This window comes from Vallitaleaceae bacterium 9-2, assembly GCA_038396585.1.
In the GTDB taxonomy this organism is placed as follows: domain Bacteria; phylum Bacillota; class Clostridia; order Lachnospirales; family Vallitaleaceae; genus UBA1351.
Genome location: CP121691.1, coordinates 3,295,827 through 3,315,945, shown reverse-complemented (window position 1 = coordinate 3,315,945; position 20,119 = coordinate 3,295,827). Strand labels below are relative to the sequence as shown.

Sequence of the window (20,119 nt, the reverse complement as noted above, 5' to 3'; positions counted from 1 at the left end):
ATGATGTATCGATTAATTATTGCAGATGATGAACCTAAAATACGACGTGGATTATCAAGGCTTCCTTGGCATGAGATTGATGTTGAGGTTATCGGTGAGGCGGTGGATGGTGAAGATGCTTTTCATAAAGCAAAAGAGCTTCAACCAGACCTGATGCTGGTGGATATTAATATGCCCAATTTAACAGGGTTAGAACTGATTCGTCAATTAAAGGAGACGAACCCGGAGTGTATGATCTTTATTGTTTCTGGATATGATGAGTTTGAATATGCCAAAGAAGCAATCAAGTTAGATGTCTATGACTACATTTTAAAACCCGTTAACCGTAAAGAGCTAATGTCTGTTGTTAAGAAGGGGATTGAAAGCTTAGACACAAAAATCAAAGAAAATAATTTTGTGAAGTGGGCAAAAACCCAAATGATTGCTGATCATGACCATATGCACACACAATTTTTTAAACAATGGATTGATGGTGGACTCAATGATTATGAGATTCAACAAAACCTTATGGCGTTAAATATTGATATGTCAACCTATAAGACTTTGCTTATTATCTATATTTTGCCGATTAAAAGTGAGCAGGAATTCATTTTGGATAAAGAACTTTTAACGTTTGCCCAGTTAAATATCATTAATGAAGTGCTGGTAGATTTGAATCATAAGATTACCGTTAAAACGGAAAAAGATATTATCCTGTGTTTTGTGGATGTAGAAGATATTGGCTTTGATAAAGAACAACAGCTAGTTGCAAATATCAAGCAGTATCTAGATCAGCAAATTGTTTTGATGCAAATAAAAGCGCCAACCCAATATCGTCAATTTACACCTATATATTATGAGAGTACGCAAGAGATCAGAAAAAAAGGAGAGATATTGCCCATTGTGTCCATGGCGAGAAACTACATAGAGTTACATTTTTTTCAACCGGAATTGTCCTTGACAGATGTGGCAAAGCACTTACGTGTTAGCGCATCGTACCTAAGTAAGCTTATCAAACAAGAGATTGGATATTCTTTTACAGAACTGCTCACACAGATACGTATTGAAAAGGCAATGCGATTGATGGATGATCCTAAACTGCGAATTTATGAGGTATCAGAACGTGTAGGTTATTCTACACAACATTATTTTAGTGCTGCATTTAAAAAAGCTACAGGTATGTCTCCTGTGAAGTATCGAAAGGAACGAAGTTAAATGAAGCAAAAACTAGGCTTTATGATTGTGTTTATAGTGGTGGTTGTTAGTAGCATATATATCATCAGTTTTATAGATGAACAAAAGACCTCCGATTATCAAGAAGTTCAGTTTTTAATTGGAATGAGTCATCCTAATCTTACAGATGAATGGCAGATTGTTATTCATGAAGAATTGGATGCTTATGCAAAAGGATATGACCAGATTAAAATGATTTTTACCAACGCCGGTTCAAGCAGTTATAAGCAAATTAATGATATTGATAAATTGCTGGAATATGGTATCGACTTATTGATTATTACGGTAAATGATGCCAACGTATTAGGACCTGTCATTGATGAAGTGGAAAAAAATATTCCTGTTATTGTACTAGATAAAGATATTGGCTTTAATGATTATACGCTTTTTATCGGTCCGGATTATAATAGTGTGGGGCAGATGGGGGCTGAGCGGCTTAAGGCATTTGCATCGAATAAGACCCTTAATGTGGTTACATTAAATGGTCCCATTGAAGATCCTATGGTGACAGAAATATCTAAAGGCTTTTCAGATCAAGTTAACCGAGAATCGGACATGAATATTACAGAGAACATATATTGTGGATGGCTACGTACAGAAGCAGAAAAAGAGTTTGACCTTTTTATGAGATCGAATCAAGAATTTGATGTTGTCTTTGCGCAAAGTAATGCACTAGCCATTGGAGCAGGAAATGTGCTAAAAAAATATGACCGTAATGTTCCGATTATCACAGTTAGCAAATTTATGGAAGACAAGTATTTGACATATCTAGATATCAAAGAATTGGACACCATCATTTATACACCAGTTGGAGGAAAAGAGGCCATAGATTATGCTCTGGAAATACTAGAAAGCGATCAAACGAATCTACGTATTCCAAAGCGTATTGTTATGAAAAGCTTTCCTGTGACCAAGAACAATAAAATGACGTATTTTAGAGAGGTCAAACAACGGCAAAGTTTAGAAGTAGGCTATATTGAGACACACCTATACAACGAAGAAAACCTAAGTGTTATTATTGATAATGGAGTTGTCAAGGGAACACAAGCAGAAGAAGACATTGGTTTCATATATTATAATATGGAGGAAGATGTATCTGCAGGAGAGAAGGACCAATTACAGAAAGTGTATTTTGATGAATTGCTACAGCAAGAGGTTGACATTATTTTTTTTAGTCCTGAAAATAGTTCGGGGTGGGAAGAGTATATCAAACGCGCCAAGGCGAAGGAAACCTATGTTGTATGCCTTGGAAATCCACTGGAGTATGAAGACAGCAATGTCATTTATATCGGACCGGACTATATTGACCAAGGTATTCGCTTAAGTAACTATCTGATTAATAATGTGTATAATATTCATTATGATATTGGGGTCTTAGAAGTTACAGGTGATCTTAATACACGCTTGAGTCTTGAAAAATCCAGCAGTTTTAGGCAACAGATTAGTGGATATTCACGCATTAACATTATTGATAGTATCCAAGGCTACCAAGGGCATTATCAGCAAGAAGAGCTGCCCAAGCAGACCCTTCAACTAAAAGAAAAGATGAAACAGAGCTTTGTAAAATACTCGAATGATATTAATGTGATTTATCTCCATCAAGATTATTATATTAATCCGCTTAAAGAGGTCATGAAAGAATTAGACCTTAGTCAAGATATGGTTGTCATTAGTAATAACGATTCAGGAAGTGCAAATAATGATTCGGCTCTTGATTACCAAGTTTATCCAGAAGCCTTGTATAAAGACCAAATTGTTATGCTATTAGAGTATTTTATGGGGCGTACACAGATTCCTATAGAAAAAATATATTTGCCCAACGCAAGCAAATGATGACAGTTTAGACATAAAAAAAAGGTGTATGTAACAAAAAACTTGATAAAATCATATGGTCGTATATAATGTATCTGAGGGTTAAGGATGACAAAAGATTGACAAAGAATGGAGGAAAAAATATGTGGAGTCGAAGTGAATTAAAAGAACGTGCAAAAAAAGCGCTTTCAGGGACGTATTGGAAAGCTTTTGGAATCAGCTTGCTTTTAACTTTTTTTGGAGGTGGAACTAGTGGAGGCGGCGGTGGAGGCGGATTTAATTTCTCCTTTAACGATGATTCAGGAAGTTATGGCAGCGCCTATGTTGATTGGGGATATTGGATTCGTTTTTTAATGATTTTCTTGGCGATTTTTATGTTTATTTTTGTTATTGCCATGACATTTGGATTTTTTCTAAGTAATCCCTTAATGGTAGGTATTCGCAAATATTTCTTAGAAGCGTCAGTGGCATCTGAAAGTGGAGAAGACGTTGCTTTTGGCATCATAGGATATAGCTTTACAGGCAATCACTACTTGTCCATTGTCAAGTCAATGATTCGACAAAATCTATATCTTATCGGATGGACGCTTTTATTTATTATCCCAGGGATTGTAAAAGGCTATGCATATGCGATGGTTCCTTATATATTAGCAGATAATCCGGAGATTGGTTCTAAGCGAGCAATTGATCTTAGCAACAAGATGACAGATGGAGAAAAGTGGAATATGTTTGTACTGGATCTATCCTTTATTGGCTGGTATCTTTTAGGGATGTTACCATGTTTCCTTGGTATATTCTTCGTCAATCCATACTATAATGCGACCCATGCAGAACTTTATCGTACACTTCGACAAAAAGCGCTCGACCAAAGAATGTGTTCTTATGAGGAACTGAACTTTAGAGCACCAAATGAGCAACCTTATGAAGAAATTGAGATTGATTATAGTACCGAATTTTAATATAAAAAATATCGTGACAAAAAAGTGTTAAAACTATTTTAGACAGATACAGTGTAAATACCCAGGCATAATTCCTATGCTATTAGAGACGAGGCGAACTGGCGTATTGCATTATATCTGTTTTTTTGTCGAATATACATAGAATCAGTTTAGAAAGCCTATATAAAACCGAGATTAAAAAGTGGTATAATGGATATATGAAAAAAATGAGGAGGGAGAATATGCGTGGATATGCGGCAACAGAATATAACTTAACGCAGGGACCGATAAAGCATCATTTGCGAAGCATTGCTATACCTGCAAGTGTCGGCATGATTTTTAATACACTATACAATGTGGTTGATACATTTTATGCAGGAAAAATAAGTACGGAAGCTTTAGCAGGGATGACGATATCCTTTCCGATTTTTTTTATTGTTATCGCACTCAGTTCTGGAATTGGAAGCGGAACAACCGCCTTGGCAGCAATTGCCTTGGGTAAAAAAGACGTTGAGCTGTTCCATAGATTGGCATATAATGCCATTGGTGCAGGAGGCGTTATCAGCCTTATTGTGATAATTGCATCACCTTGGTTAACGCCTTGGCTTTTTAGTATATCCGGTGCAAGTGGTCAAGAGATGGTTTTAGGTGTTGCCTATACAAAAACTATTTTTTATGGAGCCGTGTTTTTTATCATCAATTCCATCTTTAATGGTATTTTGAATGCACAGGGGGATACAAAAACCTATAGGAACTTTTTGATGGTTGGGTTTGTTTTGAACCTTTTGCTTGATCCGCTTTTTATTTTTGGATGGTTTGGTTTACCTAGACTTGGAACTGTCGGTGTGGCACTTGCAACGGTGATTATCCAAGGTCTTGGAACCCTTTATCTAGGGTGGAGGCTCTTAAAGAGTCCGTTGTTTGACTGGGAACAATTTAGTTCCTCTAGATATTCACTCAGTGTTATAGGCGATATTTTAAAGCAGGGAATTCCTGCAAGCTTAAATATGGCAACGATTGCTATTGGAATTTTTGTCATTAACTTTTATGTTATGCGATATGCTCCAGGTCCTGAAACAATCGGTGCATATGGTGTTGCGATGCGGATTGAACAAATCGCGCTATTGCCGACTTTAGGCCTTAATATCGCTGTATTGACGATTGTGGGGCAAAATTATGGTGCTAAATTGGGTGCACGTATTTATGAAGTACAAAAGTGGTCACTGATTATTGGAATAAGCATCATGATTGTAGGTGCTCTTATTATTTATCCTTTTGCACCTGTTTTTATTCGTTTTTTCAAAAATGATTCCGCCGTGATTTTGGCAGGAACTACATATTTGCGAATTGAAGCACTTGCTTTTCCAACATATACTATTTTAAATATTTTGTTGGCAACAATGCAAGGCGTCAAGAAACCAAACTTTGCGGTATATATTGGACTATACCGTCAAATTGTTATGCCGATTGTCTTATTTCCACTATTGGCTTCATACATGAGCTGGGAGATTATGGGGGTCTGGTGGGGGATTGTCCTCATAAACTGGAGTGCAGTTATTGTCGTATTTGTGGCAAATAAAGTGACGCTGAAAAAGCAACTCAAAGGTTAAATTTTGGGTTGATAAGAATATTTACTCTATGTTATAATAATTATTATCTCATATATATTAATAATCTATAGTGATTTTCTGTTGATATCTAATATTTGTCATAAAATATCTAAAAATCATGGGAAAGGTTGAGCCGACATATTGATATTCTTTTGGATCGGGGTGCTTATGACCGTTTGTTTCTCTACATTAACTGCAGGTATTACGTGTCTATCGATACACTTATCAAATAATTTTTTTTCAAAGGTTAAATTATTTATCTTTACTTACTCTTTTGGTGCGACAGATTCATCGTAAAAAGAAGGGGCTTATTGTGATGGCTTGAAACAATAAGCTTTTGTTTTTGTGTGCATTTTGAAATAAACACGCTAACTTGCTTGAAAGTTAAATAAATCATAAGAGGATTTGATAATAAGATGAAATTAAAGAGATTACTTGTTGTTGGTTTAATAACTATTGGTATGCTGTTCCCACTCGTTACTTTTTATATTGAAAGAAAGAGTGAGCCTTATGATTTGACTGTGATGGAGAGTCTTATACGGGTTTCTAGCAATCAAAGCTTTCTTGTAGTCTGCAGTGCGCCGATTGTATTTATAGGATTTGCTTTGATTTTAACAAAAATATTGGATCGTTTGGAAAGTGAAAAAATCAATGCATTTAATCGGCTCGTCGAGAACAAGAAGCTGTCCGGTGAGATAAAAAAACAAAAAGAAATGCTTGAATCTATATTAGACAAAAGTCCTGTATCGTATATCATGGTTAGTAAAAATGGTGTAGTTGAATATGTCAATCCTTCAACCAAAGATGTCTATGGTTCGGCAGATACACTAGGCATTAATCTATTTAAAATAGAAAGTTTAAAGGGCAGTGAGATGATTAAGTCCTTGAAAATAGCCTGTGAAGGGAAAGTGTGTAAACTAAAGCGGTATGTGCATACGTCCATAACGGATGGAAAAACCAGAATATATAATATTCAGTTTTCTCCGATTGCTAATGGTCGGGGAGAAACCAGCGCGTTAATGATTACAGAAGATATTAGTAAAGAAGTCAAGCTATATGAAGATATGCGCCGTTTGATTATTGATACTTTTGAAAGCATGTCCATATTACTAGATGCAAAGGATAAGTATACCCGGCAACATTCGCAGAATGTAGCTGTTATTGTAGAAGAGATTATATCTTACTTTGAATTATCCGAAAAGGAAATTGATGGGATACGGCATGCTTCTAAACTCCATGATATTGGAAAAGTGGGCATACCGGAGAGTATCTTAAATAAAAAAGGGAAACTTACGGAACAAGAGTATGCATTAATGAAAACACACCCCTTAATTGGATGTGATATCGTTCGACCTATCGATAATACGGGGTTGATATGTGAGCTGATAGTACAGCATCATGAACGCTATGATGGAACCGGCTATCCCAATAAAATTAAAGGCAATCAGATTAATCCTTTGTCACAGATGCTTGCTATTGCAGATGTCATTGATGCATTGGCTTCAAAACGAAGCTATAAAAAGCCCTATGCAATAAAGGAGGTATTTAAAATTCTGGAAGAAGGAGAAGGAAGCCAATTTAACCCGGAAATATGTAGGAAAATAATATATAGATTAAAACAAACTGGATTTTTAGATAAAGTATATCCTAAAAAAAATGATGATGAAGGGGAATGTATTATCCAACCTGTTTATATGTATCCGAATCGATAAGGAGCCTAGATGGATTATAAATCATACTTAAGTAAAAAGTTAATGATGTACATTTTGATTTCAATCATAGTATTTATTTTTGGTGTGTACTTTACTTTTTTCATATATGGCAATGAGATGTCCCATGTAAGAGATCAACAGATAATAGAAACGATGGAAAGCGAACTCGATAATAAGATAAAGTTTCAGACAGGCTATTTTAATGCGGTGATTGCAAAAAAATATGCCCAAACAAATAGCTATGAAGCTATAGGTGAAAATCTTCGGGAAGATATTGGGGATATTTATCGGTGTGACTTTATTGGAGATTGTATGGAAGCTGTTGAAGGTGAGTCAAAACAATACAGTATATATAGTTGTACATCCCTTGCACTAACAACAGATAAAATAAAAGACATAACCACAATAATGGCGACAAAGGAAAAACAACTGGTGTATGCGGAACCGACAAATGATCTTTTGGTATATAAGCAAAAAGAGAACATACAGGCAAAAGATTATTTTATTTATACGATAGAAATAAAAAAATTAGGTATTCCTTCGATTGTTCTTATTGAAGGCAATGGTTTAGAACAAAAATTTGATAAAATTGCAAATTATAAAAAACAATTCATGTTGGGGATACAATTACTTCTCCTGTTAATCTTCATTATCTCAATGATTTCTCACTATTATGGAACAAAAAAAATTGCAAACACTATTTTAGAACCTATCAATGAGCTTACCAATGTCATAGCAGCATCGGAGGATATAGACTCGCTTAAGGTGTATACATCAAACATCAATGAAATCGATAACTTACACAAAAAATTTCTTGAATTGATTGGAATTATTCAGGATAAAACTGAAAAGATTTCAGAAATAGAAAAAGAAAATAAGTATAATGAAATCAAGCTAAACATTCTTAGGGAATATAGCTATAATGATGTCTTGACAAAGCTATTTAATAGAAGAAAAATAGAAGAATTAATGGACAGAGAAATTGCCAGGGCAAAACGTTATGCGAACTCTTTTTCAATCATTTTGATTGATATTGATTACTTTAAAACCATCAATGACACCTATGGTCATGATATCGGAGATGAAATTCTAATTGAGCTTGGAAAAATACTGCAAGAAAATGTAAGAGAATCCGACTTAGTCGGACGATGGGGCGGCGAAGAGTTTATCGTTATCTGTCCAGAGACAACGGCACAGCAATGTGAAGTCGTTGCGGAACACCTTCGCGTAACTGTCGAAAACTGGGAATTTACCAATCAAATAAAAATGACAGTGAGCATAGGCGTTGCAGAATATGCAAAAACAGATGATAAGTATTCATTGTTTAAAAAAGCAGATGAAGCACTATATTGCGCCAAACAAAATGGAAGGAACAACACATGTAATTTAACATAATGCGCATTATATTATACACAATATAAGGGAGAATTCTATATAATAGAATTAACACAGCTATTAATGGAAATAGGAGGCTCCAATAATGCAAAAGTATATTTTTACCCAACATGAGCAAGGCGACGGAATCTTGGTTCATGTTGATGATCTGTATAATGAGGCCAAGGGCTATGGGTTTATTCCTTTAGATCAACCGTTGGAAAAAAATGGGGATTTTTTTAAAGCAACAGCAGGATGGATAGCTGATTCGGTGTCCAAGGAGCGCTACCCTTTGCGCTTTAGAGCAAAAGTTAAAGAAAAGGGGAACTACAAAGTAACGGTGACAATTGAAGGCAAAAGTACGGGTGTTGATGGTGTACACCTATACACTGGACGGCGTAATCTTGTCCTACGTGACATTCATGTTAAGCCACGAGAGGTATTTGTACATTCATTTTATACCCATGTGGGAGCATATATTCCGATTATGGGAAAACCGGCACGAGAAGATAATTCGGTCTATGTATCGTTACTTGGACAAGAGGCAAGCTTAAGTGCTGTTGAAATAGAAAAAGCGGATGTAGCGACTATCTATATTGGTGGGGATTCTATTGTGGCAGACTATGAGGCAAGGATGCCTTATAATCCGTTAACTAATTTTGGGGCATGGGGGCAATACTTGCTTCAATATATTCAAAATGCAGCCGTAGATAATCAAGCCCATGGAGGGATGACAACGAATTGTTTTCGCGATGATGGACACTTAGATATTATCTTGGAGAACATTCGACCAGGGGATATCTTCTTGTTTCAATTCGGACATAATGATCAAAAACGGCGAAATCTTAAGGCTTATGGTGGATACACACATAATCTAAGGTGGTACATCCAAAAAATACGATCTCTAGGAGCAACGCCGATTATTGTCACTTCGATGAGCCGCATACCTGCGGAGGATGAACATGGGTATTATGATTTGCTCAAAGATTATGCCGATGCATGCCTTCGTGTAGGGTATGAATTGGACGTTGATGTGATTGACTTGCATCAATATAGTTTTGAATTGTTTTGTCAGATGGATGCAGAAACGATAAAAGGATACTTTATGGATGCAGCCCATACCAATGATTATGGTGGCATGCTGATAGCAGAGTTTATTGCTAAGGACATCATGCGTCAAAATATACCGGGTCTTAGAGAAAAAATAAGCAACCGATTTATGCCGCTATGGGCGCCGGATGAAAGTCTTAGACCACAAGAGAGTATTCTCCCAACACAAAAAGAAGAGGCACCGGTGCTTACAACAGATCTTCCAGAACTGCCATATATAGATTGTCAGGGAATAGAATATGAAGAAGTATTAAAAAAAGCGATGCATAGAGGGTTACTTGATCCTTGTGTTAAGTTTTTTCACCCTTTTGATGAGATGCCTCGGGCGCAGTTTTTATATGTTTTTTTTAAAGCGATCAAAGGACCCGCTTCAAGGGGGTATACAGGAAAATATTGTGATATATATCGCTATGAATTTGATTCGGGAAGTGTTCAAAAAGCGATTGATGCCAATATCATTGACCCAGATACGACGCCAGACCAACGCTTTAGACCGGATGATGGGCTAACGGGAGGCGAACTTATAAGCATGGTTATTCGTGGGATAGCTATGGCTGGTTTTAGAGAGTTAGGGATGGATGCATGTGAAGAAAAAGCTAAAAGACTCGGTTGGCTTTGGGAGGGATATCAGCGCCATAAGCCTGTTAACCGTGCGCAATGTATATCTGTCCTTGTACAAGTTTTAGAAAAAAATGAGAAGACCATTTCTTTAAAAGGGAAGTGGCAGTATCAATTAGACCCTCAAGACATGGGAGAAGTAGAGACATGGTTTCAAGAGCGCTTTAGTGAAGATACCTTAATGTTACCAGGTACGCTATGTGAAAATGGCATAGGAAAAGCTCTGAATCCGGAGCAAACATTGACACCGGAGTCAGTTCGAAGTCTAAAGGCAAGATATGACTATGTGGGGGCTTGTTGGTATCAAAAGATGGTGACGGTGCCAAAGGGGTGGAACAATCAACGTGTTGTCTTTTCGATTGAAAGAGTAATGATGGCATCCAAGGTATGGATTGACAATCAATTTGTCGGCACAATTAAGAGCCTTATCGGAGCGCATGAATATGATTTGACAGCTTTTATAAAACCGGGACAAACGCATCGCTTGACAGTCATGCTTGATAATCGCGATCCATATCATCTTGGTCTCTATGGGCATTCGTATACCAATGAGACGCAGACGTTGTGGAATGGAATGGTAGGGGCGATTGAACTTAAGGCAAGTCAAAACCTATATATGGATCAAGTCATGATTTTTGCAGATGCCAAGAAACAAACAGTGACCGTTAAAGGTAAGATTAATCAAAAAGATACCCAGGTAGGCATGCCAAGCAAAAACCATAGACTTAAGTACTGTATTACTCACGATGATAATGAGAATGTAGTAGCTACGTTGGTAAAGACTGTCGTGTGTGGAGCCGAGACGACGTACTTTGAACATGAACTGGTTATAGAGGCGCCTGTTGAACCATGGAATGAATGGAATCCAAAGCTATATCGCTTACATATTGAGCTGGAAGAAGAAAGAACAAGTATCTCTTTTGGTTTTCGTAAACTGCAGCAACAAGGACGCGATATGCTTTTAAATGGACATAAAATGTTTTTGCGAGGTAATCTAGAATGCGTGGTCCATCCCTTAACCGGATATCCTCCGTGTGATGAAGCTTATTGGATGCGCATTATGAAGGTTGTTAAAGCATATGGAATGAATCACCTAAGATTTCACTCGAACTGTCCACCTGAAGCTGCATTTGTGGCTGCGGATCGATGTGGGATTTATTTGCAGATTGAAGGACCTATTTGGCTAGATGAGTGGTTTATAGGTACAGGACAATACCCAGAGCATTATACTTTCATCCCTTTAGAAGGGAGACGAATCATTGAACGCTATGGGAACCACCCATCTTTTTGTATCTATTGCAATGGGAATGAGTTAAGGGGTGACCATCAGTTGCTGCATGATGCAATTAGACCTTTAAAAGCGCTTCGACCGGACATTCTTTATACATTAACAGCCAATTATGACCGCCCCCTGGATCCTTACGATGATATTTTTATCTCTGTGGAAGCAGACACACATGGGATGCGTGGGAATCGCTTTATCCAGTCCATGGGCGAGACGTTAATGACAACATACAAAGAAGCCGTTGACGGGCGAAAGATTCCTCTCATCTCTCACGAAGCCGGACAGTTTTGTGTTTATCCAAATATAGGAGAAATAAGTCAATATACGGGGAATTTATATCCGCAAAATCTTAAAGTGATTGAAAATGATTTGAAACAAAAAGGATTAGACCATAAAATCGAGCAATTTGTACAAGCTTCTGGAATCTTTGCAGCACGTATGTATAAAGAAGAGATAGAATCTTTTTTACGAACGGAGCATTTTGGTGGCTTTCAAATGCTTGGTATCCAAGATTTTCCGGGGCAGTGCAGTGCAACAGTAGGCGTACTGGACGCTTTTTGGAACTCAAAAGGTGTAATCAGTGAAGAAGCCTTTCGTGGCTTTTGCAATGATGTTGTTCCACTGATAAAAACGGAAAAACGTATAATAAAATCGATGGATTCATTCTTGGCTGATATCTATATTCGTCAAAGTCGATTTGAAGCAATGGAAGGAATGGATATCCGTTGGACATTAAATGCATCTCAACATATGTATGCACAAGGAACGTTTGAGAATGTTACCATCGAAGCGGGGACCCTACAATGGATTGGGCAGACAGACAATATTGACTTGTTTGACATAAATAGTCCCAAGGCATTGACCATGACAGTAGAGATTTTAGGAACGAATTATAGCAATAGCTGGAATCTATGGGTTTATCCAGAGATTGAAAATACGGACATTGAACTGCTGGCGCATCAGCATGACATCCATTGTGTTAGTGCATGGAATCCAAAAGTAAAAAAAATGCTTGAAGATGGAAAAAATGTTTTGCTGATGGCGAACAAAGACAGCTTTATAGATAAGAAAGTCTATGATGATCGCTTTAATCCGGTCTTTTGGAGTCCTGTGTTTTTTAATAGTGAAGGTTCATATGGGTTTTACTTTGAACAACCGGAACAATTAAGATACTTTCCTTCAGATCATTATACCGATTACCAGTGGTATCACCTGTTGGAAGATTCGTTTAACTTTAGTGTGGATCATTTGCCACCAGAGATTACGCCAATGATTGAAGTGACACCTAACTTTTATTATAACCATCGATTAACAAATCTTATAGCGGCACAAGTGGGACGTGGGCGCTTAATGATTACAAGCTTGCCTGTGGAGCGACAATCAGAGCATGTGGAAGTCAAGTGGTTCAAAAAGAGTTTGATAGATTATATAGGAACGGTTAAATCAGAGACACTTGCCCAATTAACCTTTGATGAAGTTGATAAAATATTTATCGGTGATACCAAAGAGGCGATGGATAAAACATTTGTCTCGAAAGAAGGATTTATCGGATAGCACAAAAAAATGCAACCTCTAGTGAGGTTGCATTTTTTTTGCTTGTACTCAAGGACGTATTCTTGCCGTGAACAATAGCGCTTCGCGATAAAGCAATCGTGTTGCATATGTTCACTTAGAATATGTCGTGAGACTCAGGTGCCTTGATTTGATTCATAATGTATAAAAAAGGTGTGTCAACAATTGCAGCCACATATTTAATGACTAAAGTTGTAATAATCATAGAACCGACAAGATCTAATGGAAAGATTCCTACAAGGGCAAATCCAAAGCTAACGAGAATGGTGTCTACAAGCTGAGACAAAAGGGTGGAGCCGTTATTACGTATCCATAGGGTTTTTTTCTCGCTATTCCAAGATTTTATCTTATCATAGATAAAAACATCGAGACTTTGGCTGATAAAATATACTAGGTTTCCAACCAGAACGGCTTTTAATGTGCCGCCATTAATGGAAAAAAATAACTCCAGTGCATGATTATAGGGTTCACTATAATCTAAACCATGGTATAATGTAGATATAAACATGATTAGTACAAAGGAAAGGTTGGCAACGATAGAAAGTGTGACAGCTTTTTTAGCAGCGTGATAACCATACTTTTCATTAAGTAAATCCGTCGCTAAAAAAATTCCGGCAAACATGACATTACCAAGTGTGGCTTCAAGCTCGGCGAAGCCTAGATCAAAGATAATACCCTTGTTAACTTGCATATTGGCAGCAATAACACTTAAGATGATATAGCTTAAGATTCCGGTTTTTCCAAAAAAACGAAAAACCAGCGCAATGAGCCCAAAGTTAATAAAGGCAAATAAAATAAAAATGGTTAGGTTACTCATAATTTTTTCTCCTCCTAGTTTTGATTTCGCAGGATGGTTACGAACTGCGGCTTTTATAGCAGTCATGATTATAACTGATAATCGAAGAAAAAACAAGAGGTTGATGGATTGAAGAAGAAAATTATAGATAGGATTGAAAAAAAGGTTGGATTCAGTGGAAAGATATAGTAAGATAACAAATAAGATAAAGCGAGAGATTCTTTTATTAAAGGGAGACTCTTGTCGATGGGGAAAGTGTGCGTTTTGCGATTATATTGAAGATAATTCCAAGGACCAAGTGTCTAATCACAAAGTAAATATGGAAGCTATCCGCCAAGTGACCGGAGAATATGGGGTTTTAGAAGTGATTAATTCCGGCAATGTCTTTGAATTGCCGCAAGAAACTTTAGATGCACTAAAGCAATGTGTTAAAGACAAGCATATACAGCATGTATTTTTTGAAGCCCATTGGATATATAGGAAACATATACAGCGTATGCGCGATTTTTTTGGCGTCAAGATTACTGTAAAAACAGGTTTAGAGACCTTTGATTATGATTTTCGAGAAAATGTATTAAACAAAGGCTTTGGACATGTAACCGTGGATGAACTAAAAAAATATGTTGATTCAGTGTGTTTGATGGTTGGAATCAATGGACAGACAAAAAAGCAGATAGAGCAAGATATCACATTGGCTAAACAGCATTTTGAACATTTTACGGTGAATGTATATGTCAATAATTCGACAAAGATTATTCAAGATCCGTCTTTAGTAGAGTGGTTTAAAAATACATATGGGTGGCTAGACCAAGACGAACAATGCGACATTTTATGGAATAATACAGACTTTGGAGTCGGTTGATAGAAAGGGGAAATATATGGAAGATAACAAGGCATTGACGATGGAGGAAATCATTAGTCGGGTTCAAGAGATACCGCCATTTCCCCAGACGATAATTCGCATTATGGAAATCACAAAGAATCCAGAAGCAGGTGCCAAGGAGTTAGAAGAAGAAATTATCAAAGACCAAGGCCTTACGGCAAAGATTTTGCAATTAGCAAATTCAGCCTTTTATCACGGTCGACGTGATATTGAAACCGTACGAGAAGCTGCTGTTTTGTTAGGGTTTGAAGCGGTTAGAACAATGGTTTTAACCACAGTTATTGGTAAATTCATGGAAAAAGAGCTACCCGGCTACGCCCTTGAAAAAGAAGCGCTGTGGAAGCAATCACAAATTTCTGCAATAATGACGCGAGCTGTCGCAAAAAAAGTCGGTTATAAAAAAGTAGACCAAGCTTATACAGCAGGTCTGTTAAGAGATATAGGAAAAGTTGTACTTGATCAATACGTAGCAGATGCATATCAAGAAATCAATAGCCTTGTGGAAAAAGGATATACCTTTATAGATGCAGAAGAAGAAGTCCTTGGATTTAATCATGGACAGATCGGAGCGAAAGTCGCAGAGAAATGGAATCTTCCAGATGAGCTTGTTGAAGTGATTGCAACACATCATCATCCCAAAGAAGCGTCCATTAATCCAAAGCTTGTCTATATCACGCATGTTGCCGATAGCTTGATTATGATGATGGGAATTCATATTGGCATTGACGGCTTAGCATATGAATTTTTTTCAGAAGGGGCAAAAGCATTAAATCTTAATGAAAAAATGCTATCTGAGATTATGTCGGAAGTAGCCGATGATATAGAAAAAAAATCCGTTTTTTTGGAACTATAAAATATAGGGATTATAAAAACGGATCATTCCCTTTATTTTTAAGAACTTGACGGTATTGAGACGGCTTAATACCTTCTACTTGTTTAAAAACCCTTGCAAATTGTGTAGGGGAGCTGTAACCTACATGATAAGCAATATCCTTAATAGCCAAAGAACCCTTATCCAAGAGGTCTTTGGCTTTGCTTATTCGATAGCGAGTAAGATATTCTTTAAAGTTCATATCAACCTCTTGCTTAAAAAGACGAGAGAGGTATGCGGTGGAAATATTTAACGCATCCGCTAGATAAATCAAAGAAATATCTTCCATATAATGTTGATGAATAAGGTTTAAAGCTTTCTTGATGTGAAGGTGCATATGTTCACTGGGAACTTGCTTAGTGATGCGATGCATAACCTCTAAGTAATATTGATTAACCTGCTCAATATCATCAAAAAGATGATCAAACATAATGATTCCGGTATTTAGCTTTTCAATTTCTTGTTTGTAGTCATCAAGCTGGTCAAATAGTTGACGAATCGTGATGGAAAAGATTTCTTTGTAAATATAAGTAACCTTTGAATCATTGACCATATTCTGAACTAAGGCATGCTTAATTGTGTTTAATAATTCAAGCATTTGAATCCACTGTTTATCTTCAAACAAGGACTCGAAGTGATGGACGTATTTATATTCGACCAGCGAATACTCATCGGTATGTCGAGGATCATCAAAGAAAATACAGTGTCCCAATCCGATAATAAAATGATATTCTTGTAATAAGCGGGCTTTTTTATAGGAAGAGCCGATTTGAAAATAATTGGATACAATAGAGCCAAAGCATCCGGTGATATCATATTGATATACGCTATGAAGCTCGTTGGACAATGCGATAAAGCGTTGCCCAAACTCAGCCTTGACTTGAGAGAGTGACTGAGAAGGGTCAATAGATAATACAACGGTACGTGTAAAAGGTTGTAAGTTTAAAAAGCATAAAACATGAGGGGCAAAATGCTTAACCATGATTTGATGTAGCTGGCTTTTCCATTCGTTAGCAGAATCAGGATTTAGACTATTGATATGTGACTTTAACGTATTGCCTAAAATAAGCTGCAAGATTAGAAACTGATGATGCGGATCAATACCAATAGAAAGTAGCTGACGTTCATTCATAAACTCATCGGGAAGTGTCTCGCTGAGAAGATTAGTTGTATAAAGCAAACGCTCATTGGTTACCATAATAAGCCCTCCATAGATTAAGATAACTCTATTATGTCAAAAAATGTATAGTTTGTCAAAATATGTCCCTTGAAGATGTCAAATTTTAAGGATAAACTAAGGATAAAGGCATAGGACCTTAAATAATGTTTTAAGGAAGGAAAGGTAGATTATGGCAAAGCGACCGATTAAAGTAATTCAATTTGGAGAAGGAAATTTTTTACGAGCGTTTGTGGACTGGATGATTCAAAAAATGAATGATGAAGGCGATTATAACGGAGGCATCGCAATTGTTCAACCCCTTGAAAACGGACTTATTGATATGCTTGCTGATCAAGATTATACGTATACACATTATATGCGTGGAATTAAAAATGGAGAAGCGGTGAGTGAACATTATAAAAACGATTCGATTGAGACAGCGATTAATCCATATAAAGATTTTGGTAGTTATTTAAATCTAGCACACATTGATACAGCACGTGTGATTGTATCTAATACGACAGAAGCAGGTATTACTTTTAATGAAGCAGATACAATGGACCAAGACGCGGATGTATCCTTTCCGGCAAAACTTACTCGTCTACTTCTAGAACGTTATACAACGTATAACGGAGCGGCAGATAAAGGGTTTATCATTCTTCCGTGTGAACTTATTGACAAGAATGCGGACTATCTAAAAAAATATGTACTTCAATATATTGACTTATGGAATTTAGATGATTCCTTTAAAACATGGGTTGAAGAGGCGAATACATTTTGTAATACACTCGTTGACCGTATTGTTCCAGGATATCCAAGAGAACGCATAGAAGAAATATGGGAAGAACTTGGATACAAAGACAACCTAGTGGTTGAAAGCGAGCAGTTTAACCTATGGGTCATTGAAGGCGACAAGAGTATTCGGGATGAATTTCCTGCCAATCAAGAAGGTTGTAACGCAATTTTTGTGGATGATGTTACACCGTATAAAATGCGTAAAGTGCGTATTTTAAATGGAGCACATACGACCCTTGTTCCGGTAGCATACCTATATGGTGCACGAACAGTACGTGAATCTGTCGAAGACACAGTGTTAAATACATTTTTGACAAAAGCAATCTATGAAGAGATTATTCCAACATTAACGCTGTCTTCAGAAGAGTTGGAAACGTTTGCCAAAGAAGTCATTGAGCGATTTAAAAATCCATTTATCAAACATTATCTGATGAGTATATCGCTAAACAGTATGTCAAAATATAAGACGCGTGTGCTTCCATCAGTTTTAGGATACCTAGATAAGAATAAACAGTTGCCTAAACGAACAGTCTTTGCTTTGGCAGCATATATTGTCTTCTATCGAGGAACATTTAATGGAGAGACCATTGAAACCAATGACAATCAAGATATCTTAGACCTGTACGCAGAACTTTGGAAAGATTTTGATGGCTCAAAAGAAGCCATTACACGTATTGTACAAGGAGTTCTTGGCTATGAAAGCAACTGGGATGGTGACCTTAATACAATCGCAAACATGACAAACCAGGTTGCAGATTATGTTGAATTGATATTAAACGAAGGAATGGAAGCTGCCATCAAAGCGATAAATGAGGTGAAATAGGTGAAGAATTTCATACAAATTCATGGTAATGATAATGTGATTATTGTCTTGGAAGATGTAGTTATAGGTGAATCCATAGAACACCAAGCAATACAAGTAACCTTTAAAGATGATGTGAAAAGTGGACATAAAGTTGCTTTGAAGCCGATAAAAGAAGGCGAGCCGATTATAAAATACGGTATGCCTATAGGAAAAGCAACCAAGGCGATAGCTGTGGGTGAACACGTACATACCCATAATGTAAAAACACAGTTGGATGATGTGTTAGAATATAAATATGAACCACATTTTCAAGATTTCTCAACCTTAGAAAAACAACGTGAAGTTAACGTATACGTACGTCCAAATGGAGAGATAGGTATTCGTAACGAACTATGGGTCATTCCGACGGTGGGTTGCGTTAATGGAGTTAGCAACCAGATTATTCAAGTATTTAAAGAGCGTATGCTTGACCAAGGTGTTCGCATTAAAGACTTGGAAAATATTGATGGCATCTTTGCATTCGGTCATAATTACGGATGCTCTCAAATGGGTGATGATCACATCAACACACGAAAAACACTACAAAATATTGTTAAGCATCCCAATGCCGGAGGAGTCCTTGTAGTAGGCTTAGGATGTGAGAACAATCAGATTGATGCATTTGAGCGTACACTGGGTGACTACAATAAAGAGCGGGTGAGCTTTTTGATATCTCAAGAAGTGGATGATGAGATTGAAGCCGGAGTGGAACTGTTAACCCAACTGTTTGAAAAAATGCGTATGGACAAGCGAGAACCTCAACCTATCAGTAAATTGCGCATCGGACTTGAGTGTGGAGGATCAGATGGTCTTAGCGGTATTACCGCCAATCCACTGATTGGAATGTTTTCAGATTATCTTATTCATCATGGGGGCACAACGGTGCTTACCGAAGTGCCGGAGATGTTTGGTGCAGAGACTATTTTGATGAATCGGTGTAAAGATGAAGCCACATTTGAAAAAACGGTGGAGCTGGTGAATGACTTTAAGAATTACTATAAACGTCACGATCAAGTTATCTATGAGAATCCATCACCAGGGAATAAAAATGGTGGAATTACAACCCTTGAAGATAAGTCGCTAGGTTGTACGCAAAAGGCAGGAAGTAGTCAAGTCATAGATGTCCTAAAGCATACAGAGCGTATTTCTAAGCATGGATTAAACCTTTTAAGTGCACCGGGCAATGATGCAGTTGCAACAACTGCCCTTGGTATGAGTGGGTGTCAGATGGTTCTTTTCTCTACAGGTAGAGGAACACCTTTTGGTGGATTTATTCCAACGATGAAGATTGCAACGAACTCGCGGTTGGCAAACCTTAAACCTAACTGGATTGATTTTAATGCAGGACGTTTAGTAGATGGTGAGACAATGGATGCACTGCTGCATGACTTTATTGAGCAAATCATTGCAACTGCCAATGGACAATATGTGCGTCAAGAGGTGAATAATTATCGTGAAATCGCGATATTTAAATCAGGCGTAACCCTATAAAATTCAAAGATAGATTTTAATACCAAAACCAATACAA

General features: G+C 37.1%; 13 protein-coding genes. 11 read left to right on the top strand and 2 right to left on the bottom strand.

Annotation, left to right across the window (positions count from 1 at the left end; all coding sequences use genetic code 11):
• The first annotated feature begins 3 nt into the window (after window positions 1-3).
• From QBE53_15085 to QBE53_15055, 7 genes are all read left to right on the top strand, one after another.
• On the top strand, window positions 4-1,194 hold the full coding sequence (locus tag QBE53_15085) for a response regulator (GenBank protein WZL81110.1): 1,191 nt from the start codon (window positions 4-6) through the stop codon (window positions 1,192-1,194).
• Window positions 1,195-3,045 (top strand): substrate-binding domain-containing protein, encoded by a 1,851-nt coding sequence (locus QBE53_15080; GenBank protein WZL81109.1) that lies wholly within the window; start codon window positions 1,195-1,197, stop codon window positions 3,043-3,045. It abuts the gene before it with no gap.
• 122 nt (window positions 3,046-3,167) lie between these two features.
• A complete protein-coding gene (locus QBE53_15075) occupies window positions 3,168-3,983 on the top strand; it encodes a DUF975 family protein (GenBank protein ID WZL81108.1) in 816 nt (271 codons plus the stop codon).
• Window positions 3,984-4,204: 221 nt separating this feature from the next.
• Window positions 4,205-5,572, top strand: coding sequence for an MATE family efflux transporter (locus tag QBE53_15070; protein WZL81107.1), 1,368 nt, complete (start codon window positions 4,205-4,207; stop codon window positions 5,570-5,572).
• A gap of 416 nt (window positions 5,573-5,988) precedes the next feature.
• On the top strand, window positions 5,989-7,284 hold the full coding sequence (locus QBE53_15065) for an HD domain-containing phosphohydrolase (protein ID WZL81106.1): 1,296 nt from the start codon (window positions 5,989-5,991) through the stop codon (window positions 7,282-7,284).
• Between the two features lie 9 nt (window positions 7,285-7,293).
• A complete protein-coding gene (locus QBE53_15060; GenBank protein ID WZL81105.1) occupies window positions 7,294-8,679 on the top strand; it encodes a GGDEF domain-containing protein in 1,386 nt (461 codons plus the stop codon).
• Between the two features lie 85 nt (window positions 8,680-8,764).
• Complete coding sequence (locus QBE53_15055; protein WZL81104.1) at window positions 8,765-13,225, top strand: GDSL-type esterase/lipase family protein; 4,461 nt, start codon at window positions 8,765-8,767, stop codon at window positions 13,223-13,225.
• A gap of 115 nt (window positions 13,226-13,340) precedes the next feature.
• Here the strand turns inward: QBE53_15055 and QBE53_15050 are convergent, their stop codons facing one another.
• Complete coding sequence (locus QBE53_15050; GenBank protein WZL81103.1) at window positions 13,341-14,060, bottom strand: queuosine precursor transporter; 720 nt, start codon at window positions 14,058-14,060, stop codon at window positions 13,341-13,343.
• A 154-nt stretch (window positions 14,061-14,214) separates the two neighbouring features.
• On the opposite strand from QBE53_15050, the gene QBE53_15045 reads away from it, so the two are divergent.
• Both QBE53_15045 and QBE53_15040 read left to right on the top strand, forming a co-directional pair.
• Window positions 14,215-14,901, top strand: coding sequence for a radical SAM protein (locus QBE53_15045; protein WZL81102.1), 687 nt, complete (start codon window positions 14,215-14,217; stop codon window positions 14,899-14,901).
• 16 nt (window positions 14,902-14,917) lie between these two features.
• Entirely contained in the window at window positions 14,918-15,775 is an 858-nt protein-coding gene (locus QBE53_15040) for an HDOD domain-containing protein (protein ID WZL81101.1), read from the top strand.
• Between the two features lie 10 nt (window positions 15,776-15,785).
• On the opposite strand, the gene QBE53_15035 is transcribed toward QBE53_15040, so the two are convergent.
• Window positions 15,786-16,991, bottom strand: coding sequence for an AraC family transcriptional regulator (locus tag QBE53_15035; protein ID WZL81100.1), 1,206 nt, complete (start codon window positions 16,989-16,991; stop codon window positions 15,786-15,788).
• A 151-nt stretch (window positions 16,992-17,142) separates the two neighbouring features.
• Between QBE53_15035 and QBE53_15030 the strand changes: the two genes are divergently transcribed.
• Entirely contained in the window at window positions 17,143-18,570 is a 1,428-nt protein-coding gene (locus tag QBE53_15030) for a tagaturonate reductase (GenBank protein WZL81099.1), read from the top strand.
• A complete protein-coding gene (locus QBE53_15025; protein WZL81098.1) occupies window positions 18,571-20,082 on the top strand; it encodes an altronate dehydratase family protein in 1,512 nt (503 codons plus the stop codon).
• The last annotated feature ends 37 nt before the right edge of the window (window positions 20,083-20,119 follow it).